Source organism: Nocardioides sp. NBC_00163, from assembly GCF_045206295.1.
Lineage (GTDB): Bacteria > Actinomycetota > Actinomycetes > Propionibacteriales > Nocardioidaceae > Nocardioides.
Genome location: NZ_CP108155.1, coordinates 610,248 through 632,216 on the forward strand (window position 1 = coordinate 610,248; position 21,969 = coordinate 632,216).

The 21,969-nt window shown below is 68.7% G+C and carries 21 protein-coding genes; 8 read left to right on the forward strand and 13 right to left on the reverse strand.

Annotation, left to right across the window (positions count from 1 at the left end):
- Positions 1–126 precede the first annotated feature (126 nt).
- Positions 127–597: a PPOX class F420-dependent oxidoreductase gene (locus OG801_RS03005; protein WP_406033546.1), complete on the reverse strand. Its 471-nt coding sequence runs from the start codon at positions 595–597 to the stop codon at positions 127–129.
- A complete protein-coding gene (locus tag OG801_RS03010) occupies positions 563–1,204 on the reverse strand; it encodes a glyoxalase (protein ID WP_406033548.1) in 642 nt (213 codons plus the stop codon). Before OG801_RS03010 ends, OG801_RS03005 begins: the two co-directional genes overlap by 35 nt.
- 247 nt (positions 1,205–1,451) lie before the next feature.
- On the opposite strand from OG801_RS03010, the gene OG801_RS03015 reads away from it, so the two are divergent.
- From OG801_RS03015 to OG801_RS03025, 3 genes are read left to right on the forward strand one after another with little or no spacing between them, the layout of a single operon-like run.
- A complete protein-coding gene (locus tag OG801_RS03015; protein WP_406033550.1) occupies positions 1,452–2,414 on the forward strand; it encodes an ABC transporter ATP-binding protein in 963 nt (320 codons plus the stop codon).
- Positions 2,407–3,198: an ABC transporter permease gene (locus OG801_RS03020; protein ID WP_406033552.1), complete on the forward strand. Its 792-nt coding sequence runs from the start codon at positions 2,407–2,409 to the stop codon at positions 3,196–3,198. Before OG801_RS03015 ends, OG801_RS03020 begins: the two co-directional genes overlap by 8 nt.
- Positions 3,195–4,097, forward strand: a complete 903-nt coding sequence (locus tag OG801_RS03025) for a COX15/CtaA family protein (RefSeq protein ID WP_406033553.1) — start codon at positions 3,195–3,197, stop codon at positions 4,095–4,097. The genes OG801_RS03020 and OG801_RS03025 overlap by 4 nt, the downstream gene beginning before the upstream one ends.
- A gap of 153 nt (positions 4,098–4,250) precedes the next feature.
- Here OG801_RS03025 and OG801_RS03030 read toward each other — a convergent pair whose 3' ends face one another.
- Positions 4,251–5,132 carry a heme o synthase gene (locus OG801_RS03030; protein ID WP_406036330.1) on the reverse strand — a complete coding sequence of 294 codons (882 nt, stop codon included), beginning with the start codon at positions 5,130–5,132 and terminating at the stop codon, positions 4,251–4,253.
- 298 nt (positions 5,133–5,430) lie between these two features.
- Between OG801_RS03030 and tkt the strand changes: the two genes are divergently transcribed.
- From tkt to OG801_RS03055, 5 genes are all read left to right on the forward strand, one after another.
- Entirely contained in the window at positions 5,431–7,470 is a 2,040-nt protein-coding gene (gene tkt, locus OG801_RS03035; RefSeq protein ID WP_406036331.1) for a transketolase, read from the forward strand.
- A 3-nt stretch (positions 7,471–7,473) separates the two neighbouring features.
- Positions 7,474–8,580, forward strand: a complete 1,107-nt coding sequence (gene tal, locus OG801_RS03040) for a transaldolase (RefSeq protein WP_355020798.1) — start codon at positions 7,474–7,476, stop codon at positions 8,578–8,580.
- Positions 8,577–10,256, forward strand: a complete 1,680-nt coding sequence (gene pgi / locus OG801_RS03045) for a glucose-6-phosphate isomerase (protein WP_406033556.1) — start codon at positions 8,577–8,579, stop codon at positions 10,254–10,256. The genes tal and pgi overlap by 4 nt, the downstream gene beginning before the upstream one ends.
- A complete protein-coding gene (pgl, locus tag OG801_RS03050; RefSeq protein WP_378821273.1) occupies positions 10,253–10,993 on the forward strand; it encodes a 6-phosphogluconolactonase in 741 nt (246 codons plus the stop codon). The genes pgi and pgl overlap by 4 nt, the downstream gene beginning before the upstream one ends.
- A 116-nt stretch (positions 10,994–11,109) precedes the next feature.
- Positions 11,110–12,288, forward strand: coding sequence for an endonuclease (locus OG801_RS03055; protein WP_406033558.1), 1,179 nt, complete (start codon positions 11,110–11,112; stop codon positions 12,286–12,288).
- Positions 12,289–12,398: 110 nt separating this feature from the next.
- On the opposite strand, the gene OG801_RS03060 is transcribed toward OG801_RS03055, so the two are convergent.
- From OG801_RS03060 to uvrC, 10 genes are all read right to left on the reverse strand, one after another.
- The gene (locus tag OG801_RS03060) at positions 12,399–12,758 is read right to left on the reverse strand and encodes an RNA polymerase-binding protein RbpA (RefSeq protein WP_160022595.1); all 360 of its coding nucleotides are present in this window, start codon (positions 12,756–12,758) and stop codon (positions 12,399–12,401) included.
- 132 nt (positions 12,759–12,890) lie between these two features.
- Entirely contained in the window at positions 12,891–13,121 is a 231-nt protein-coding gene (secG, locus tag OG801_RS03065) for a preprotein translocase subunit SecG (RefSeq protein WP_008357155.1), read from the reverse strand.
- Positions 13,122–13,177: 56 nt separating this feature from the next.
- Positions 13,178–13,987: a triose-phosphate isomerase gene (gene tpiA / locus OG801_RS03070; RefSeq protein WP_406033560.1), complete on the reverse strand. Its 810-nt coding sequence runs from the start codon at positions 13,985–13,987 to the stop codon at positions 13,178–13,180.
- Positions 13,987–15,210 (reverse strand): phosphoglycerate kinase, encoded by a 1,224-nt coding sequence (locus OG801_RS03075; protein ID WP_355020803.1) that lies wholly within the window; start codon positions 15,208–15,210, stop codon positions 13,987–13,989. Before OG801_RS03075 ends, tpiA begins: the two co-directional genes overlap by 1 nt.
- 38 nt (positions 15,211–15,248) lie before the next feature.
- The gene (gap, locus tag OG801_RS03080; protein ID WP_406033562.1) at positions 15,249–16,247 is read right to left on the reverse strand and encodes a type I glyceraldehyde-3-phosphate dehydrogenase; all 999 of its coding nucleotides are present in this window, start codon (positions 16,245–16,247) and stop codon (positions 15,249–15,251) included.
- A gap of 185 nt (positions 16,248–16,432) precedes the next feature.
- Positions 16,433–17,419 carry a DNA-binding protein WhiA gene (whiA, locus tag OG801_RS03085; protein ID WP_045547796.1) on the reverse strand — a complete coding sequence of 329 codons (987 nt, stop codon included), beginning with the start codon at positions 17,417–17,419 and terminating at the stop codon, positions 16,433–16,435.
- Positions 17,420–17,529: 110 nt separating this feature from the next.
- Positions 17,530–17,751 (reverse strand): hypothetical protein, encoded by a 222-nt coding sequence (locus OG801_RS03090; RefSeq protein ID WP_406033564.1) that lies wholly within the window; start codon positions 17,749–17,751, stop codon positions 17,530–17,532.
- 375 nt (positions 17,752–18,126) lie between these two features.
- Positions 18,127–19,107 carry a uridine diphosphate-N-acetylglucosamine-binding protein YvcK gene (yvcK, locus tag OG801_RS03095; RefSeq protein ID WP_355020806.1) on the reverse strand — a complete coding sequence of 327 codons (981 nt, stop codon included), beginning with the start codon at positions 19,105–19,107 and terminating at the stop codon, positions 18,127–18,129.
- Positions 19,108–19,109: 2 nt separating this feature from the next.
- Positions 19,110–19,976 carry an RNase adapter RapZ gene (rapZ, locus tag OG801_RS03100; RefSeq protein WP_355020807.1) on the reverse strand — a complete coding sequence of 289 codons (867 nt, stop codon included), beginning with the start codon at positions 19,974–19,976 and terminating at the stop codon, positions 19,110–19,112.
- Between the two features lie 3 nt (positions 19,977–19,979).
- On the reverse strand, positions 19,980–21,956 hold the full coding sequence (gene uvrC / locus OG801_RS03105) for an excinuclease ABC subunit UvrC (protein WP_406033566.1): 1,977 nt from the start codon (positions 21,954–21,956) through the stop codon (positions 19,980–19,982).
- Positions 21,957–21,969 lie beyond the last annotated feature (13 nt).

Here is a 21,969-nt window from a genome sequence, read left to right on the forward strand (position 1 = left end):
TTCGCTCGCCTGACCGGGGTTCCCGGCGGCGGAGCGGATCTCGACCGACCTGCGCATGCTCATCTCCTCGTCGTGTGTTGCTGTGGTGGAAACGGTAGTCAGCGGCGTACGTCTGGTGCCACTGGTTTACGTGAGGCGGGCGGGGAAACCGCCGGTGGCGACCGGGCCCCAGCGCTTCGGGGTGATCCGGAGGAGGGACTTGCCCTGGTCGACCATGGCCTGGCGGTACTCGTCCCAGTCGGAGTGCTCGCCGGAGATGTTGCGGAAGTAGGTGACGAAAGCGTCCAGGGCCTCCTCCCCCGCGGTCGCGTCGAGCACCTCGGCCTCGCCGTCGACCTGCACCCAGGCGCCGTTCCACTCCTCGGAGAGGACCATCACGCTCACCTGCGGGCGAGTGCGGGCGTTGCGGGTCTTGGCTCGTTCGGGGTAGGTCGCGATCACGATCCGCCCGTCGTCGTCGACGCCCCCGGTGACCGGCGAGAGCTGCGGTGACCCGTCAGCTCGGCTGGTCACCAGGATCATCTGGTGGCGGGGACGTACGAACTCCAGGAGCCCCTCGAGATCAACGGTCGTGTTCGTCGCGATCGTGCGTGCCATGGTCCCCAGCCTGCCAGGTGAACCCGTCGGGGTCGGTGAAGGCCTCGCCGCCGCCGCCCAGCACGATTCCGTACGCAGCGGCCGGGTCGACCGCGACACCGGTCTCCTTCTCCAGGGCGCGCCGGGGGTAGATCGCGAGCTGGACGGCACCGGGAGCTGCCTCGAACTCGGCGTACTTGCCGCCGAAGCTCCGCTTCACGCCGAGCCCGCGCTCGGCGTAGAACCGCTTGGTCGCCTTGACGTCGGCGACACCGAGGAGCAGGACGATGTCGTCGATCTCGCGGGTGGCGGGGCCGTTGTCCTTCTTCGCCGAGGTGGCGATCTTCCAGATCGAGCCGTCGGGGGCCTGGACGATGCCGCCGTAGCCCCAGAACGACTTCTCGACCGGCTTGAGCGAGGTGGCGCCGGCTGTGAGCGCGGAGTCAACGAGGCTGTCGACCGTCGAGGGCTGGCTGACGACCAGGGAGATCGTGAACGGGCGGCCGGTGCCGGTGCCCGGGCCCTGGCGTACAGAGATCTGGTCGGTGAGCCCGAAGGCCTTCTCGTAGAACGCCCGGGCGTCCGTGGCGTCGGTTGCGTCGAGGGTGATGGTCTCAAGTGTGAACATGTCTTGACCTTAGGAATCCCGAGGCCTGTGAGGCTTCTCGATTCCTGACCGCCTTGCCTGTTGATCTTCTGAGCAGAAATTGTGTCTGAGACACCGCGTCATAGGCCTAGGGGCATCCCGTCTCATCCCCGCGTTGGCCGTCCTTCGGTGGGAGTTGGGCGGCCAACGTCCTTACAGGCACCTAAGAATCCACAGGATCGCACCTAGGCGATTGGGTCGGTGGCGTACGCCTTCTTAGACTGCCGCCGTGGACTCTTCCGTCGCCAGGCCTGCTGTCGAGGTACGCGACCTCCGCATGACCTATGGCGACAAGGCGGCCGTCGACGGACTCACGCTGAGCGTCGCGGAGGGCTCGATCACGGCCGTTCTCGGGCCCAACGGTGCCGGCAAGACGACGACCCTGGAGACCTGCGAGGGCTACCGGAAGCCCCAGCAGGGGACGGTACGCGTCCTCGGGCTCGACCCCATCGCCGACCGCAAGCAGCTGCTCCCCCGGATCGGGGTGATGCTGCAGGGGCAGGGCGCCTGGAGCGGCGTACGCGCCATGGAGATGCTCAAGCACATCGCCCGGCTGCACGCGCACCCGCTCGACGTCGACTACCTGGCCGAGCGGCTCGGCCTGGGCGAGTGCGGCCGCACCCCCTACCGACGACTCTCCGGCGGGCAGCAGCAGCGGCTCGGGCTGGCGATGGCGCTGGTGGGCCGTCCGGAGCTGGTGTTCGTGGACGAACCGACGGCAGGCATGGACCCGCAGGGGCGGCGTACGACCTGGGAGCTGCTGCGCGAGCTGCGCGCCGACGGCGTCACCGTCGTGCTGACGACTCACTATCTGGAGGAGGCCGAGGAGCTGGCCGACCAGGTGCACATCATCGACCGCGGCCGGATGATCGCCTCGGGCAGTCCGCTCGAGCTCACCAGAGGTGGCGCGACCGCCACAGTGAGACTTGTCGTGACCAAGCCGTTCCCGCCCGGTGCCCGCGAGTCGCTGCGCAAGGCGCTCGGCGAGGACACCGAGGTCACCCTGCTCGACGAGCGCTCGATGCGGGTCACCGGGAAGGCCGATCCGACCACGCTCTCCAAGGTGAGCCGCTGGTGCGAGGAGAACGACGTCCTCCCGGAGTCGCTGACCCTGGGTCGCAGGAGCCTCGAGGACGTCTTCCTCGATCTCACCGGAGGGGTCCATCTCAGCGAGGGGGTCGAGCATGTCTGAGGTGGCCACGGGGACCTTCACCCCCAAGCCCGGCGGCGCCCCGATCACCCGGCAGGTGGTCGCCCAGGCGCTGATGGAGGCCAAGCTGATGCTCCGCAACGGCGAGCAGCTCCTCCTCGCCGTCGTGATCCCGGTGATGGTGCTGGTCGGCGGCGTCACCGCCGGCAACGCGATCGACCTCGACCTCGGCACCGACCGGGCCCTGGTCGACCTCCTCACCCCGGGCGTCCTCGCCCTGGCGATCATGTCGACCTCATTCACGAGCCTCGCGATCGCGACTGGGTTCGAGCGGCGCTACGGCGTGATCAAGCGCCTGGGTGCCTCACCGCTCCCCCGGATCGGCCTGCTCGCCGGCAAGGTGCTCGCGCTCGGCTGCGTACAGCTCGTACAGCTCTTCGTCATCGGCGCCGTCGGCCAGATCCTCGGCTGGACCCCCGCCGCAGGGTTCGGCACCGTGCTCGCCTTCTTCCTCGCGATCGCGACGGGCACGCTGGCCTTCGCCTCCCTCGGGCTCTTCGTCGCCGGCGTGCTGCGCGCCGAGGCGACCCTGGCCGCGGCCAACCTCATCTACCTGCTCCTCCTGGCCGGCGGTGCCGTGGTGCTGCCGCTGACGGCCTACGGCGCCTACGGCGACGTCGCCCGCTGGCTCCCCTCGGGAGCGCTCGGAGAGGCCGTACGCACCGCGTTCCTCGACGGCGTCCCGGCCTGGCGAGACCTCGGCGTACTCCTGATCTGGGCCGTTCTCGGCTCCACCCTCACAGCTAGGACCTTCAAGTGGGAATGACGTCCACCGAACCCGCAACCGGCCCGACTCCCTCGGCCAAGGACAAGGTTCTCGGCTGGCTCCACGCGCACCTGTTCGGGCTGGCGGTGGCCAACCTGATCGCCAATATCGGGATCGTGGTCACCGGCGGAGTGGTCCGGTTGACGGGCTCCGGACTCGGCTGCCCGACCTGGCCCAAGTGCACCGAGGAGTCCTACGTGGCTCACGAGGCGCTCGGGATCAATGGCGTCATCGAGTTCGGCAACCGGCTGCTGACCTACGTCGTGGCCGCGATCGCCATCACGGTCGTCGTCGCTGCCTGGAACCGTCGAGGTGTCATCCGCAACCTGGCGATCATCATCGCCTTCGGCGTCCCGCTCCAGGCGGTCCTCGGCGGATTCACCGTCCTCAGCCAGCTCAACCCCTACGTCGTCGCGCTCCACCTGCTCGCCTCGATGGCGATGGTCGGTCTGTGCGTCTGGCTGCTCGACGAGATCCGGTCCCCCGCGCGCGAAGCCGCGCCGCGCAACGTACGCGTCGCCGCCGTGGTCACCTTCGTCGTCGGCTGGCTCTCGCTCTGGCTCGGCACGGTCGTGACCGGCTCCGGCCCCCACTCCGGCGACCTCGAGTCCCGCCGCACCGGCCTCGATCCGGCCCTGATGTCCCACATCCACGCCTACGCCGTCTACGCGCTCATCGCCGCGACCCTGGTCACGCTGTGGCTCGGCCGCAAGAACGCGTACGTCCGCCGGGTCACCATCGTCCTGCTGGTCATCGAGCTCGCCCAGGGCCTGATCGGCTGGGTCCAGTACCTCACCGACCTCCCCGTCCTTCTCGTCGGCTTCCACATGCTCGGCGCCGCCCTGATCTCCGCCGGCCTCGCCCGCGTCCTCGTCTCCACCCGCGCCCACACCGCCTGACTCACCCTCGCCGAGGCGTCACCCCGGTCGGCCGAGAAGTCGCTCCCGCTGGCCGAGGCGTCACGTGCGTCGGTCGAGCGGGCAATGTGCTGCCGACTCGACCGACCCCACTGACGCTTGGGCCGACGTAGCTGACGCCTCGGCGGGAGGGGGTCAGCCGATGAGCGGGTCGACCGCGAGGGCGACGAAGAGCAGGCTCAGGTAGAGGTTGCTCGAGTGGAAGAGCTGCATCGGGCGGATCTTGGTGAGGTCCTCGGTGCCCTTGGCACGAGCGTGCAGCTGGTGGGCCTGGACGAGGAAGACGGCGCCGAGGCCGATGGCTGCGACCGGGTAGAGCCAGCCGGTGGAGGCGAGGGGCCACATCAGCAGCGAGGTGGCGACCATGACCCAGGAGTACGCCACGATCTGAGCGCCCACGTGACGGGCGGACTTGACCACCGGCAGCATCGGCACGTCGACCTGCGCGTAGTCCTCGCGGTAGCGCAGCGCCAGGGCCCAGGTGTGCGGCGGGGTCCAGAAGAAGACGACCATGAACAGGATCAGCGGCTCCCAGTTCACCGAGTTGGTGACCGCGGTCCAGCCGATCAGGGTCGGGAAGCAGCCTGCGATGCCGCCCCAGACGATGTTCTGCGTGGTGCGCCGCTTGAGCAGCATCGTGTAGACGAAGACGTAGAAGGCGTTGGCGGCCAGCGACAGGCCCGCGGAGAGCCAGTTCACGAAGAACCCGAGCACCAGCACCGACAGCACGGCGAGCACCGACCCGAAGATCAGGGCCGCGCGCGGGGTGACCACGTGCCGCGGCAGCGCCCGGCGCCGCGTACGCCTCATCTGCTCGTCGATGTCGCGGTCGTAGACGCAGTTGAAGACCGAGGCCGAACCGGCCGAGAAGATCCCGCCGACGACCGTGGCCGCGACCAGGCCGACGCCCGGGACACCCTGGGCGGCGAAGAACATCACCGGCACGGTCGTGAGCAGCAGCAGCTCGATCACGCGGGGCTTCGTCAAAGAGACGTACGCCGAGATGACATCGCGCATTGACGCGCGGTCGCTACGCTGGTCGAGGTCGGGGACCGGCTGTTCGACGTGCGTCACTGAGAAGATCCTTCTCGATCGGGTTGAGGCTTCACATGCGGCTCATACAGGCAGTTCACAGCATGCGGCTCGCAGTCTAACCCGGGGCGTGAGTAGGCTCGGATTCGGCAGCCCCCACGGCCAGCCCAAGAACTTCCCAAGTGGACTCTACGATTTGAAAAGGCACCTCGTGAGCACCAAACCTGTACTCGAGTGGACCGATCTGGACAGCAAGGCCGTGGACACCGTCCGCGTACTCGCCATGGACTCCGTGCAGAAGGTCGGCAACGGCCACCCTGGCACCGCGATGAGCCTGGCCCCGGCCGCCTATCTGCTCTTCCAGAAGGTGATGAAGCACAACCCGGCCGACACCGACTGGCTCGGTCGCGACCGGTTCGTGCTCTCCGTCGGCCACTCGAGCGTCACCCTCTACATCCAGCTCTACCTCGGCGGCTTCGGTCTCGAGCTCGGCGACCTGGAGAGCCTGCGCACCTGGGGCTCACTGACCCCGGGTCACCCCGAGCGCGGCCACACCCGCGGCGTGGAGGTGACCACCGGCCCGCTCGGCCAGGGTGTCGCCAACGCCGTCGGCATCGCGATGGCCCAGCGCCGGTTGCGCGGCCTGCTCGACCCGGACACCCCGGTCGACCAGCCGAGCCCGTTCGACCACAAGACGTACGTCCTGGCTGGCGACGGCGACCTGCAGGAGGGCGTCAGCAGCGAGGCGAGCTCGATCGCCGGCACCCAGAAGCTCGGCAACCTCACGATGATCTACGACGCCAACCGGATCTCGATCGAGGGTGACACCAACGTCGCGTTCACCGAGGACGTCGCGGCTCGCTACCGGGCCTACGGCTGGCACGTCCAGGAGGTCGACTGGACCCACGACGGCACCGGCTACTCCGAGGACGTCCCGGCGCTGTTCGACGCGATCAACGCCGCCGGCGAGGTCACCGACCAGCCGTCGCTGATCGTGCTGCGCACCGTCATCGCCTGGCCCGCACCCAACGCGCAGAACACCGAGGCCGCCCACGGTTCGGCGCTCGGCGCCGAGGAGGTCGCCGCGACGAAGGAGATCCTGGGCTTCGACCCGGCGAAGTCCTTCGACGTCGACCCCGAGGTGCTCGCCCACACCCGCCAGCTCATCGAGCGCGGCGAGAAGGCCGAGGAGGCCTGGCGCGCCGAGGAGGCCGCCTGGGCCAAGGCCAACCCGGAGGGCGCCAAGCTGCTCGAGCGGCTGCAGGCCGGGGAACTCCCCGCCGACATCGCCGACGCGCTGCCGTTCTTCGAGGCCGACGCCAAGGGCATCGCCACGCGTGCCGCCTCCGGCAAGGTGATCAACGCGCTGGCGCCGGTGCTGCCCGAGCTGTGGGGCGGTTCGGCCGACCTCGCCGGCTCCAACAACACCACGATCGCCGGTGCGCCCAGCTTCGTCCCGGAGGACCGCTCCACAGATGAGTGGAAGGGCGACCCCTACGCCGGCCGCGTGCTCCACTTCGGCATCCGCGAGCACGCCATGGGCGCGATCCTCAACGGCATCGTGGCCCACTCGCCCACCAAGGCCTTCGGCGGCACGTTCTTCCAGTTCTCCGACTACATGCGCGGCGCCGTACGCGTCGGGGCACTGTCCAAGCTGCCGGTGATCCACGTCTGGACCCACGACTCCGTCGGTCTGGGCGAGGACGGCCCGACCCACCAGCCGGTCGAGCACCTCGCCGCGGTCCGGGCCATCCCGGGCCTCGACGTGGTTCGTCCTGCCGACGCCAACGAGACCGCCGCCGCGTGGCTCGAGGTGCTCAAGCACCACGACCGCCCCTCGGCGCTCATCCTGACCCGTCAGGCGCTGCCGACCTTCCCCCGCGGGAAGGATGGCTATGCCGACACCAGCGGCGTGGCGAAGGGTGGCTACGTACTCCTCGACTCCCCCACCGGCACCGTCGACGTCGTGCTGCTCGGCACCGGCTCCGAGGTGCAGTACGCAGTCGCCGCCCGCGAGGAGCTGGCGAAGGAGGGCATCGGCGCCCGCGTCGTCTCGCTGCCCTGCCTGGAGTGGTTCGAGACCCAGGGCCAGGACTACCGAGACTCGGTGATCCCGCCCAACGTCAAGGCGCGCGTCAGCGTCGAGGCCGGCGTGAAGCAGGGCTGGCGGGAGTACGTCGGCGACGCCGGCCGGATCGTCTCGCTCGAGCACTTCGGCGCCTCGGCGTCCGGTGCGCTGCTGTTCAAGGAGTACGGCTTCACCCCCGAGGCGGTCGTCACGGCCGCCAAGGAGAGCCTCGCCGCCATCAACAAGGGAGCATGAAATATGTCTGACCGTCTCAAGGCGCTGGCCGAGGCCGGCGTATCCATCTGGCTCGATGACCTCTCCCGCGAGCGGATCGAGACCGGCAACCTCGCCGATCTCGTCAAGGAGAAGTCCGTCGTCGGGGTGACCACCAACCCGACCATCTTCGCCGCCGCGATCGCCAACGGCGAGCGCTACGACGAGCAGCTGCGCTCGCTGGTGGCCGACGGCAAGTCCGTCGACGAGGTCATCTTCGGCCTCACCACCGAGGACGTACGCAACGCCTGCGATATCCTCGCGCCGGTCGCCGAGTCCACCAAGGACGACGGCCGGGTCTCGATCGAGGTCGAGCCCACCCTGGCCAACGACACCGAGGCGACCATCGCCTCCGCGAAGGCGCTGTGGGCCGCGGTCGACCGCCCCAACGCGCTGATCAAGATCCCGGCGACCCTCGAGGGGCTCCCGGCCATCACCGCCGCGATCGCCGAGGGCATCTCGGTCAACGTGACCCTGATCTTCTCGGTCGAGCGCTACCGGGCCGTGATGGACGCCTACCTGACCGGTCTGGAGCAGGCCAAGGCGGCCGGCAAGGACCTGTCCACGATCCGCAGCGTGGCGTCGTTCTTCGTCTCCCGCGTCGACTCCGAGATCGACAAGCGGCTCGAGGCGATCGGCACCCCCGAGGCCAGCGCGCTGCTCGGCAAGGCCGCGGTGGCCAACGCGATCGCCGCCTACGCCGCCTTCGAGGAGGTCCACGCCGGCGAGCGCTGGACCGCCCTGGCCGGTGCCGGCGCCAACGCCCAGCGGCCGCTGTGGGCCTCGACCGGGGTCAAGAACCCGGCCTACCCCGACACCCTCTACGTCACCGACCTGGTCGTGGCCGACACGGTCAACACCATGCCGGAGAAGACGATGGAGGCCTTCGCCGACCACGGTGAGGTCAAGGGCGACGTCGTCACCGGCAAGGGCGCCGAGGCCGCAACGGTCTTCGAGTCGCTCCGCTCGGTCGGGGTCGACCTCGATGACGTCTTCCTGGTGCTCGAGACCGAGGGCGTCGACAAGTTCAAGGTCTCCTGGACCGAGCTCGTCGACACCGTCGTCGCCCAGATCGAGGCGGTCAAGAAGTGAGCCAAGGCCCGGTCGACGCAACGACGACGGACGCTTGGAAGGCACTCACCGAGCTGCGGGCCGGCTTCGAGCCCGACCTGCGCTCGTGGTTCGCCGATGATCCCGGCCGGGCCTCACGCTTCACCTTCGAGGCGGCCGACCTCCACGTCGACCTCTCCAAGGACCTCATCACCGACGACCTCCTGGCCAGCCTGCTCGCTCTCGCCGAGCAGGTCGGCCTGGAGGCGCGGCGGGACGCGATGCTCGCCGGCGAGCACATCAACGTCACCGAGGACCGCGCGGTACTCCACACCGCCCTGCGGCTTCCCGCCGACGCCTCCCTCGAGGTCGACGGCACCGACGTCGTGCCCGCCGTCCACGAGACCCTGGCGAAGATGTACGCCTTCGCCGACCGAGTCCGCTCCGGTGAGTGGAAGGGCGTCACCGGCGAACGGATCCGCACAGTCGTCAACATCGGCATCGGCGGCTCCGACCTGGGCCCGGTGATGGCGTACGAAGCGCTCGAGCCGTTCCGTCACCCGGAGATCGAGTGCCGGTTCATCTCCAACATCGATCCCACCGACGCCGGCCAGAAGCTGAAGGGGCTCGACCCCGCCACCACGCTGTTCGTCGTCTCCTCGAAGACCTTCTCGACGCTGGAGACGCTGACCAACGCCCGCCTCGCGCGCACCTGGCTGCTCGACGCGCTTGCCGAGAACGGGCACAGCGAGGTCGACTCCGCCGATGCCGTGAAGAAGCACTTCGTCGCGGTATCCACCGCTCTGGACAAGGTCGCCGACTTCGGGATCGACCCGGAGAACGCCTTCGGCTTCTGGGACTGGGTCGGCGGCCGCTACTCCGTCGACTCCGCGATCGGCACCTCCCTGGCGATCGCCATCGGGCCGGAGGGGTTCGCCGAGTTCCTCGGCGGGTTCCACGCGATCGACGAGCACTTCGCGAAGACGCCGCTCGCGCAGAACGTGCCGGCGCTGATGGGTCTCCTGAACGTCTGGTACGTCAACTTCCTCGACGCTCAGACCCACGCCGTGCTGCCCTACTCCCAGCTGCTGCACCGGTTCCCTGCGTACCTCCAGCAGCTGACGATGGAGTCCAACGGCAAGTCGGTGCGCTGGGACGGCACCGCGGTCACCACCGACACCGGCGAGGTGTTCTGGGGCGAGCCCGGCACCAACGGACAGCACGCGTTCTACCAGCTGATCCACCAGGGCACCCGGGTGATCCCGGCCGACTTCATCGCGTTCGCCAACCCCGCCTACCCGCTCGTGGACGCCAGCGATGGGCAGAGCATCGACGTGCACGAGCTGTTCCTGGCCAACTTCTTCGCCCAGACCCAGGCGCTCGCCTTCGGCAAGACCGCCGAGCAGGTGCGCGCCGAGGGCACCGCGGAGAACATCGTCAACGCCCGGGTCTTCTCCGGCAACCGGCCGACCACCTCGATCATGGCGCCGTCGCTGACCCCCGGCGTACTGGGCCAGCTGATCGCCCTCTACGAGCACATCACCTTCACCCAGGGCGTGGTGTGGGGCATCGACTCCTTCGACCAATGGGGCGTCGAGCTCGGCAAGCAGCTCGCCGTCCAGATCAGCCCGGCGGTCTCCGGTGACGCGGACACCGCCAAGCAGCAGGACACCTCCACCCAATCCCTCATCGCCTACTACAGAGAGAAGCGCAAGTGACCAGCGACGGTCATCCCGAGTCACTCATCGAGGTCCACGACACCGCTGAGGCCCTGGCCTCGGCGGTCGCCGGAGAGTTCCTCAGCCGCCTTGCCGACCTGCAGGCGGCCGGCGACGTCCCCACCATCGGCCTCACCGGTGGCACGATCGCCGAGGCGATCCATCGCGAGATCGCCCGCCTCGCACCCGAGTCGGGTGTCGACTGGGGTGCGGTCGAGTTCTTCTTCGGCGACGAGCGCTATGTCGCCGCCGACTCCCCCGACCGAAACGCCGGCCAGGCCCGCGCCGCCTTCCTGACCGAGGTCGGCGTCCCGGACCACCGCATCCACGAGATGCCGGCCACCGACTCCGGCCTGAGCGTCGACGAGGCCGCGGCACAGTTCTCCGAGGACGTACGCAGCCACGGCTCCGGCGGCTTCGACATCCTGATGCTCGGCGTCGGCCCCGACGGCCACATCGCCTCCCTCTTCCCCGGCTTCCCACAGCTCGAGGCGAAGGACGCGATCGCCGTCGGCGTCACCGGATCCCCCAAGCCCCCGCCCGAGCGCATCACCTTCACCTTCGAGGCGCTGCGCCGGTCCACGACCGTCTGGTTCCTGGTCAGCGGCGAGGGCAAGGCCGAAGCCGTGGCCAAGGCACATGCCGGCGCTCCGATCACCGAGATCCCCGCCACCGGCGTGACCGGCACCACCGAGACCACCTGGTTCCTGGATCGGGCCGCCGCCTCGAAGCTCTGACCGACGCCGAGTCGGCGCGAACGTCTCGGGAATTCAGTTACCCAGCATGCTAACGCCGGGTAAATCTTTCCCGCATCGGGTGCCGCGCACCCCTGCGGACCTGCCACCATCCGAGCATGTCCTTCAGCGCCTCTCGGCGGCTCGGCCTGACCCTGGCCAGCCTCGTTGCCCTCGCCCTGGCGAGCTTCATGGCGGTCGTGATCACGACCGCCCCGGCCCAGGCGGCCACGATCAACGTCACCACGGCGATCGCCACCCAGAACGGCTCGACGGCCACCGTACGCGGCTACGTCGTCGGCCAGCCCACAGCGACCAGCACGGTCGTGACCAGCAACTACCCCAACGACTACGCTCTCGCGATCGCTGACTCGGCCTCGGAGACCAGCACGTCCAAGATGCTCTACGTGCAGATCCCCGACGCGTTCCGCAGCGCTTGGGGCCTCCGGTCCAACCCGGGCCTCAAGGGGCGTCAGATCGACGTGACCGGCACCCTGACGGCGTACTTCTCCCATCCCGGCCACAAGAACGCCACCGCCTTCGCGTTCGCCGGCTCCACGCCGACCCCGACTCCGACAGCCACCCCGACCGCGGACCCGACCATTCCGGCGGGCTACTACGACTCGGCCGCCGGCCTGTCCGGATCGTCGCTGAAGTCGGCGCTGCACAACATCATCGACGGCCACACCACGCTGTCCTACAGCGCGGTCTGGGAGGCGCTGAAGGTCCTCGACCAGGACCCGAACAACTCCGCGAACGTGATCGAGTTCTACTCCGGGCTCTCCACACCGAAGACCAACAACGGCGGCGACGCCAACAACTGGAACCGCGAGCACACCTGGCCGCAGAGCCACGGCGACTTCGGCACCGGCAACGGCCCCGGCACCGACGTGCACCATCTGCGGCCCGAGGACGTCACCGTCAACTCCACCCGCGGCAACAAGGACTTCGACCTGGGCGGGTCCGCAGTCTCGGAGTGCGGCGACTGCTGGACCGACGCCGACTCCTTCGAGCCGCGCGACAGCGTCAAGGGCGACCTCGCCCGCGGCATCCTCTACATGGCCGTGCGCTACAACGGCGATGACGGCTTCACCGACCTCGAGGTCAACAACTCCATCAACGGCTCGACCAACTACCTCGGCAAGGTCTGCGTACTGCTCGGCTGGCACAACGCCGACCCCGTCACCGCAGCCGAACGCACCCGCAACAACGCCATCTACTCGACCTACCAGCGCAACCGGAACCCCTTCATCGACCACCCGGAGTACGCCGAGTCCATCTTCGGCGCAACCTGCTGACTCCCCGCCGAGTCGGCTCGCCATGACGGGCCGACTCGGTGCGGGTTGTGGTCAGAATGCGCCGAGTCGGCGCCTCTGCTTGGAGCAGAGGCGCCGACTCGGCGGGTGTTTCAGAAGATGATCTCGCCGGATTTACGGCGAGAGCGGAGAAGGGCGATTGCCTCCTCCAGGATGTCCTCGGCCTCGGCGTCGGAGCGGCGCTCCTTCACGTAGGCGAGGTGGGTCTTGTAAGGCTCGATCTTCGGCGCCGGGGGCGCGTTCTCCTCGTCCAGACCAGCTGGGAGCCCACACTTCGGGCAGTCCCAGGAATCCGGGGGCGTCGCCTCGACGGCGAAGGTGATGACCGAGCGATGTGCGTTGGTGCAGAAGTAGGTGACGGCCTTCCGTGGCGCAGCTTCGCCGCGCTCCGCCTCACCCATCGGCCCAGCACCGACTCGGGAGCCCCGAATCGCGTTCCCTCCACCTGCCATGGTGCTGCGGTGTCCTCTCTCAACTTAAAGTTCGCAGCCCCGAGAGGCCACTTTGGGGGAATCGGACGGCAAAATCTCCGTCCAGCGTCGATGAGTTTAGACGCTATCGCGCGTGCGCTGAAGGGGAATGTTTCAGTAGGCCATCAGCAGGCCGAGCGCGATCACACAGGCGAACCAGATGACACCGATGCCGATGGTGAGCCGGTCGAGGTTGCGCTCGACGACTGAGGATCCACCCAGCGAGCTCGAGACACCGCCGCCGAACATGTCGGAGAGTCCGCCACCGCGGCCCTTGTGAAGCAGCACGAGCAGGATCATCAGCGCACTCGCGATGACCAGGATGATGGTGAAGAGAAGTTCCACGTCTGAAATCCTATCTGGAGAGCCCGAAACCTACAGCACTGGCCTAGAGGACCGGCTTAGAGGACTGGCAGGTCGTAGTAGCGCGAGATGGCCGCGAAGTCTTCGACCGAGAGGCTCGCCCCGCCGACCAGCGCCCCGTCGACGTCTGCCTCCTGCATCAGCGCAGCCACGTTGTTGGGCTTCACCGAGCCGCCGTAGAGGATGCGTACGCCATCGGCGATCTCCGCGCCGTAGCTCTTCTCGAGCTGGTCCCGGATGCCGGCGCAGACCTCCTGAGCGTCCTGCGCGGTGGCGGTCTCCCCCGTGCCGATCGCCCAGACCGGCTCGTAGGCGATCACGACCTGGCCGACCTCGGCGTCGGTGAGCCCGGCCAGCGAGCCCTCGACCTGGGCGGTGCAGTGGTCGAGGTGGTTGCCGGCCCGGCGGACCTCGAGGCCCTCGCCGACGCACACGATCGGGATCATGTTGTGCTTGAGCGCGATCTTGGCCTTGAGCGCGACGATCTCGTCGGTCTCGCCATAGTGCTCACGACGCTCGGAGTGACCCACGATCACGTAGGAGCAGCCGAGCTTGGCCAGCATCGCGGCCGAGACCTCGCCGGTGTAGGCGCCGGACTCCTGGGTGGAGACGTTCTGGGCGCCGTAGGTGATGCGCATCTTGTCGCCGTCGACCAGCGTCTGCACCGAACGGGTGTCGGTGAACGGCGGGAAGACCGCCACCTCCACGGCAGCGAAGTCGTGGCGCTTGTCGGAGAGCGTCCAGGCGAGCTTCTGGACCAGGACCACCGCTTCTTGGTGGTTGAGGTTCATCTTCCAGTTGCCGGCGATGAGCGGGGTGCGCCCCGTGGCCGGCTTCTTGGCGGCCATCAGCCCAGTCCCCCGACCACGGTCGCCTCGTCCAGCACGGCGACGCCCGGAAGGGTCTTGCCCTCCAGGTATTCGAGCGAGGCACCCCCGCCGGTCGAGATGTGACCGAACTGGTCATCGGCGAACCCGAGCTGGCGGATCGCCGCAGCGGAGTCGCCACCGCCGACGACCGAGAGGCCGTCGATCGTGGTCAGCGCCTGGGCGACCGCACGGGTGCCCTCGGCGAAGGCAGCCTGCTCGAAGACGCCCATCGGGCCGTTCCAGAAGACCGTCTTGGCGCCCTCGAGCGCGGCGGCGTACGTCTGGCCCGACTCCGGACCGATGTCGAGCCCGAGCGAGTCGGGCGGGATCGCGTTGGCCGCGACCACGCGGGCCGAGGCCTCGTCGCCGAAGGAGTCGGCGACCACGATGTCGGTCGGCAGCAGGATCTCGACGCCGATCTCCTCGGCACGCTCGAGGTAGCCGAGCACAGTGAGGATCTGGTCCTCCTCGAGCAGCGACTGGCCGACCTCGTAGCCCTGAGCCTTGAGGAAGGTGAAGACCATGCCGCCCCCGATGAGCAGCTTGTCCGCCTTGCCGAGCAGGTTGTCGATCACGCCGAGCTTGTCGGAGACCTTCGAGCCGCCGAGGACGACCACGTAGGGCCGCTCGGGGGTCTCGGTGAGCCGCTTGAGCACCTCGATCTCGGTGGCGACCAGGCCGCCCTGCGCGCTCGGGAGCAGCTTGGCAACGTCGTAGACGGAGGCCTGCTTGCGGTGGACCACGCCGAAGCCGTCGGAGACGAAGGCGTCGGCCAGGGCGGCGAGCTCGGCGGCGAAGGTGGCCCGCTCGATGTCGTCCTTGCTCGTCTCACCGGCGTTGAAGCGTACGTTCTCCAGCAGCGCGACCTGGCCGTCGGCGAGTCCGCCGACGACCGAGCTGGCGGAGTCGCCGACGGTGTCGGTCGCGAAGGCGACCTCGGCACCGAGCAGCTCACCGAGGCGGGTCGCCACGGGGGCCAGCGAGTAGGCCGGGTCCGGCTCTCCCTTCGGCCGACCGAGGTGGGCGACCACCACGACCTTGGCGCCTGCGTCGGCCAGCGCCTTGATCGTGGGCACCGAGGCACGGATGCGACCGTCGTCGGTGATCGTGGTGCCTTCCAACGGGACGTTGAGGTCGGAGCGCACGAGTACTCGCTTGCCCGCGACACCCTGCTCGATGAGCTGCGTGAGATTCAGAGACATAACGGGCTAGACCCTAACCTGTGAGGCAGGTCGCTGGGTCACAGGCTCGCGCCAACGTACGCCACCAGGTCACCGAGTCGGTTGGAGTAGCCCCACTCGTTGTCGTACCACGCCGCGACCTTGACCTGGTTGCCGATCACCTTGGTCAGCGGGGCGTCGAAGATCGAGGACGCCGGGTTGGTGACGATGTCGGAGGAGACGATCGGGTCGGTCGAGTAGACGAGGAACTTCCCATCGGCGGCCTTCTCCATGATCGAGTTGATCTCCTCGACCGAGGTCTCGCGCGAGGCCTCGAAGGAGAGGTCGACGATCGAGCCGGTCGGCACCGGCACCCGCAGGGCGTAGCCGTCGAGCTTGCCCTTCAGCTCGGGCAGCACCAGACCGATCGCCTTGGCGGCGCCGGTCGAGGTGGGCACGACGTTGAGCGCGGCCGCACGGGCGCGGCGCATGTCCTTGTGGATGTTGTCCTGAAGGTTCTGGTCGGCGGTGTAGGCGTGGATGGTCGTCATCAGGCCCTGGTTGATGCCGACGCCGTCGTTCAGCGCCTTCGCCAGCGGCGCCAGGCAGTTGGTCGTGCACGAGGCGTTGGAGATCACCGTGTGGGCCTCGGGGTCGTAGATCGACTCGTTGACGCCCATCACGATGGTGGCGTCCTCGTTCTTCGCCGGCGCGGAGATGATCACCTTCTTCGCCCCGCCGGAGTCGATGTGGGCGCGTGCCTTGGTCGCGTCGGTGAAGAAGCCGGTCGACTCGATCACGACGTCGACATCGAGGTCCTTCCAGGGGATGTTTGCCGGGTCGCGCTCTGCGTACGCCTTGATCTCCTTGCCGTCGACGACGATCGCGTCCTCGGTGGCGGACACGTCGGCGCCGAGCGGGCCGAGGATCGAGTCGAACTTCAGCAGCGTCGCGAGGGTTGCGTTGTCGCTGAGGTCGTTCACCCCGACGATCTCGATGTCGAGGTCGGAGGCGCGCACCGCGCGGAAGAAGTTGCGGCCGATCCGGCCGAACCCGTTGATGCCTACTCGAACTGTCACGTGGACTCCTGGTTCGCGTCGAAAAGATTGTGCGCGGGATCACCCGCTGACGCCGACACTACCCAGCGCCTCTGAACAGCGGGAGACTGGGTTGGATCGTTCCAAAAGACGGACGAGTAGCAAACGGCCCGAGCCCCTCGATCAGTCGAGGGGCTCGGGCCGGTTTCAGGTCGTGGATGTTGCTCTCAGGCGTCCTCGGCGAGCATCTCCGCGGTCAGCGATGCTTCGGTGTCGGGGATGCCGAGCTCCTCGGCACGCTTGTCGGCCATGGCCAGCAGGCGGCGGATGCGGCCGGCGATCGCGTCCTTGGTCAGCACAGGGTCGTGGAGCTGACCGAGCTCCTCGAGCGAGGCCTGCTTGTGCTCCAGGCGGAGCTTGCCGGCCTGACGCAGATGGTCGGGGATGTCCTCGCCGAGGATCTCCAGGGCGCGCTCGACGCGAGCACCGGCGGCGACGGCCGCACGGGCCGAACGGCGCAGGTTGGCGTCGTCGAAGTTGGCCAGCCGGTTGGCGGTGGCGCGGACCTCCCGGCGCATCCGGCGCTCTTCCCAGGCCATCAGCGACTCGTGGGCCCCCAGGCGGGTCAGCAGCTGGCCGATCGCGTCACCGTCCCGGATGACGACACGGTCCACGCCGCGTACCTCCCTCGGCTTCGCCGAGATGCCGATACGACGGGCGACGCCGACGAGGGCGAGAGCAGACTCCGAGCCCGGGCAGGTCACCTCCATCGAGGAGGATCGGCCCGGCTCGGTGAGCGAGCCGTGGGCCAGGAAGGCACCGCGCCAGGCGGCCACCGCGTCGCAGGCTCCGCCCGAGACGACGGCAGGCGGAAGACCCCGCACCGGCCGGCCACGCTGGTCGAGAAGGCCGGTCTGACGCGCCAGCGCCTCACCGTCCTTGACCACGCGCACGATGTAGCGGCTGCCCTTACGAAGCCCGCTCGCCTGGATGAGAGCCACCTCTGCCTCGTGACCGAAGACGTCGGCGATGTCTCGCTTCAATCTCCTGGCGGCCAGACCGGTGTCGAGCTCAGCCTCGACCACGATCCTGCCTGCCACGATGTGGATCCCCCCAGCGAACCTCAACGTCGAGGCAACCTCTGCCTTCCGGCAGCATGTCTTGGTGATCTGAGTGGAGGCCAGCTCGGCCTTCACCTGTCCCGTCATCGCCATGTCGGTGAGTCTTTCATTGATGTCAACGACCCTCGAATCGGTTCCACGTCAGAGCACTCCGTGCGCAGTCAGAGCGAGGCCTACGCGGAAGGAACGGCACAGGTCTGGGCTCACGACGAGATCTCCGGCGGCCCGTTTCCCCGATTCGGCAACGCAGCGTTCGCCTCGTGCTCTAGCGTCCACGCCGTGTCACGCCCGAACGCGCCCACCAGTGACGTCTCCCGGCCTTTCGCCAGGCTGCTGATCCTCACCATCTGCTGCAGTCCCAGTCCGTTCGGCGCCTTCACCTCGGCGGCAGCAATCTCCGACGATGGGTGGTCCGGCTGGGCCATCACCGGGATCGAGGCGCTCCTGCTCGGAGTCTTGGCGCAAGCGACCGTCCGACATGTGCGCTGGCCCGCAGGGTCCGCCGCTGGATGGGATGCGGGCGCCTATCTCGTTCTCGCTTTCATGAACATCGCCCTCGGGATCGTACGTTTTCAGGATGGCGCTCCGATCATGGAGACGCGCCTCGGTGCACCGGACTGGGGATACAGGCTGGACGCGGCTATCGCCTGCACTCTCGGCGCGATTCTCCTGTTCCTCGGCGTCCGAGAGGTGGTTCGCCTCCGGCGCCAACGTGAGCCGGACGTACGAACTGGTCACTATGGGCCGCCGCCGACGTGATCCGCCGGCCCATAGTGACCGCTTCTGGCTCTCGCCAGGTGTCAGCCCGCCCCGATCACCCTCGCGTACGCAGCAGCCAGCCGCTCCGGGTCGTGGCGAGGGGTCCCGTCGCCGACGGCGACATCGGCGACCTCGACCTGCGCGCCGCACTTCTCCGCCACCCGCGACAGCTCGTCGAGGCCGTCGAGGGAGGAGTCGACGAGGACGGTGTGGATGCGGAGGTCGGGGGCGTGCTCGAGGAGGACGGAGAGGTGCTCGGCGGGGCCGAAGCCGGTCGTCTCCCCCGGCTGCTCGCCGAGGTTGAGCACGACGACGATCTTCGCGGAGGTCGCAACTAGGGCCTCGCGCAGGGCGCGGACCATCAGGTGCGGCAGGACGGAGGTGAACCAGGACCCGGGCCCCAGGAACACCCACTCCGCCTCATGGATCGCCGTGACCGCGTCAGGCGCGGCAGGCGGGTTGTCGGGGATCAACCGGATCGACTCGATGATCCCGTCGGTGCTCGCGACCTCGACCTGACCCCGTACCGAGGTGAGCGCCGAAGGAGACCCGGGAACCAGACCGCGTACGTCGGCGACGATGTCCATCGGCACCAGCGCCATCGGTAGGACCCTGCCCTTGGCGCCCAGCAGACGGCCGACCCAGTCGAGGGCCTCGACGTGGTCGCCGAGCTGCTCCCACAGGCCCACGATCAGCAGGTTGCCGAGGTTGTGGCCGCGCATCTCGCCCTCGCCGGCGAAGCGGTGCTGCAGCACCTGCGCCCAGGTGTCGTCCCAGCGGTCCGCGCCGCACAGCGCGGCGAGCGCCATCCGCAGGTCGCCGGGCGGGAGCACGCCGAACTCCCGTCGGAGCCGACCGCTGGAGCCGCCGTTGTCGGCGACCGTCACGATCGCGGTGAGCTGGTCGACGGTCAGGTCGTCGACCAGCAACCGCAGCGCGCTCAGCGACGCATGCAGTCCGTGCCCTCCCCCCAGGGCGACGACGGCCTGGGCATCTGCCCCGGGCCGGTCGGCCCCGGCCACTCTCACTCCCGCCCGAGGTCTCGGTGGATCGCCTTCGCATCCAGGCCGGCATCTCGCAGCCGCCTGGAGATCTCCTCCGCCATCGCCACGCTGCGGTGCTTGCCGCCCGTGCACCCGATCGCCACGCGCATGAACCTCTTTCCTTCGTGGAGGTAGCCCTTGGTCACTCCGATGAGCACCGGAACATACCCGCTCAGGAACTCCTCCGCACCAGGGCGCGAGTAGACGTAGGCGGCGACGTCGGGGTTGTCACGTCCGTTGCCGTCCTTCAGCTCGGGCACCCAGTGCGGGTTGGGCAGGAAACGCATGTCGGCCATGAAGTCGGCGTCGACCGGGATCCCGTACTTGAACCCGAAGCTCACCACCGACACCTTCAGGGTGGTGCGCTCCGGGGTGCCGAACGCCTCCGCGATCCTCGCGGTGAGCTGGTGCACGTTGAGCTGGGTCGTGTCGATGACCAGGTCGGCGGCGCCACGCAGGGTGGCCAGCACCACCCGCTCCCGCTCGAGCGCGTCCAGCAGTCGCTCGTTGCCCCGCTGCATCGGGTGGGGCCGTCGCGCGGCCTCCTGACGGCGGACCAGCGTATCGTCGGCGGCGTCGAGGAAGACCAGGGTCGTACGCCGCCCGGTGGCTCCCTTCGCCACGATCTCCTCGAGCTCGGCGAAGAAGGACCCGGAACGTACGTCGGTCACGACCGCCACCGGCTGCTCCGGGCCACGGGCCGCGTCGACCCGCTCGACCACCTGCGGAAGCAGGCTCGGCGGCAGGTTGTCGACGACGTAGTAGCCGAGATCCTCCAGCTCCTTGGCGGCGGTGCTCCGCCCGGCACCGGTCATGCCGGTGATGACGACGACCTCCCCCTTGTGCATGACCTACTCCTCGATGATCTCGCCGGTGGTGACGTTGATGGCGCTAACCTTGCCATTCTTCGCGGTCTGCTCCACAGCGGTCTTGATCGCTGTCGCGGTGCCGGGGCCGATGCCGGGCACCTGAGCGATCTCCTCGACGGTCGCCGCCCGAAGCTTCTTGAGCGAGCCGAAGTGCTTCATCAGCGTCTTGCGGCGCACCTCGCCGAGGCCGGGTACGTCGTCGAGCAGGCTCTCCACCATGGACTTCGACCGGCGGCCGCGGTGGTGGGTGATCGCGAACCGGTGGGCCTCGTCGCGGACGCGCTGGAGCAGGTAGAGCCCCTCGGAGCTGCGCGGCAGGATCACCGGGTCCTCCTCGTCCGGGACCCAGACCTCCTCCAGCCGCTTGGCCAGGCCGACGACCGGGATGTCATTGATGCCGAGCTCGGTCAGGGCGCGCTGCGCGGCCGCCACCTGGGGCGCGCCGCCGTCGACGACGACCAGGCCGGGGGCATAGGCGAACTTGCGGGGACGGCCGGTCTCCGGGTCGACCAGCATCGGACCGCTGGCCCCCTCGACTTCAGTCGAGACGATCGACGTCGACTGCTCGTCGAGAAGCCGCTTGAACCGCCGGGTGATCACCTCGTGCATCGCCTTGACGTCGTCGGAGCCGTCCTGGCCCTTGATGATGAATCGGCGGTACTCGGACTTGCGGGCCAGCCCGTCCTCGAAGACCACCATGCTGGCCACGATCTCGGTGCCCTGCAGGTGGGAGATGTCGTAGCACTCGATCCGGAGCGGAACCTCGTCGAGCTCGAGCGCCTCCTGGATCTCCTCGAGCGCCCGGTTGCGGATGGTCAGATCGCTGGCGCGCTTGGTCTTGTGGAGCGCGAGGGCCTGCTTGGCGTTGTTGGCGACGGTCTCCTGGAGCGTCTTCTTGTCGCCGCGCAGCGGGACCCGGATCCTGACCTTCGCCTTCCGTACGTCCGAGAGCAGCTCCTCGAAGGTCTCGTGGTCGGGCGGCAGCGCCGGGACGAGGATCTCGCGCGGGATCGCCTCAGCGTCCTCGCCGGCGTAGAGCTGGAGCAGGAAGTGCTCGACCAGGCCGGCGGTGTCGGCGTCGTCCATCCGGTCCGCGACCCAGCCGCGCTGGCCCTTGATGCGGCCGCCGCGTACGTAGAAGATCTGCACGCCGACCTCGAGCGGGTCCTCGGCGAGGGCGATCACGTCGGCGTCGGCACCGTCGCCGAGCACCACCGCCTGCTTCTCGAGGGCACGGTGCATCGCGGCGAGGTCGTCGCGCAGCCGCGCGGCCTTCTCGAAGTCGAGGGCCTCGGACGCGGCGTACATCTCCTTCTCGATCCGCTTGGTGAAGTTCGTGGTGTGACCGGCCATGAAGTCGCAGAAGTCGTCGACGATCTCCCGGTGCTCCTCGGCGGAGATGTTGCCGACGCACGGGGCGGTGCACTTGTCGATGTAGCCGAGCAGGCACGGGCGGCCGATCTGCTGCGAGCGCTTGAAGACGCCGTTGCTGCACGAGCGCATCGGGAAGACCCGCAGCAGGATGTCGACGGTCTCGCGGATCGCCCAGGCGTGGCCGTAGGGGCCGAAGTATCTGGTGCCCTTGCGCTTGGCCCCGCGACCGACCATGACCCGCGGGAACTCCTCGCCGACGGTGACCGCGAGCCAGGGGTAGGACTTGTCGTCGCGGTACTTGACGTTGAACCGCGGGTCGAACTCCTTGATCCAGGTGTATTCGAGCTGGAGCGCCTCGATGTCGTTGTTGACCGTCGTCCACTCGACGCTGGCCGCGGTGGTCACCATCGTGGCCGTGCGCGGGTGGAGGCTGGGGATCGGCTGGAAGTAGTTCGCGAGCCGTTGACGCAGGTTGATCGCCTTGCCGACGTAGATCACCCGCCCCTTGGGGTCGCGGAACCGGTAGACCCCGGGCTGGGTGGGGATGTCTCCAGCTTTGGGGCGATAGCTCTGCGGATCGGGCACGTCCGCCAGCCTA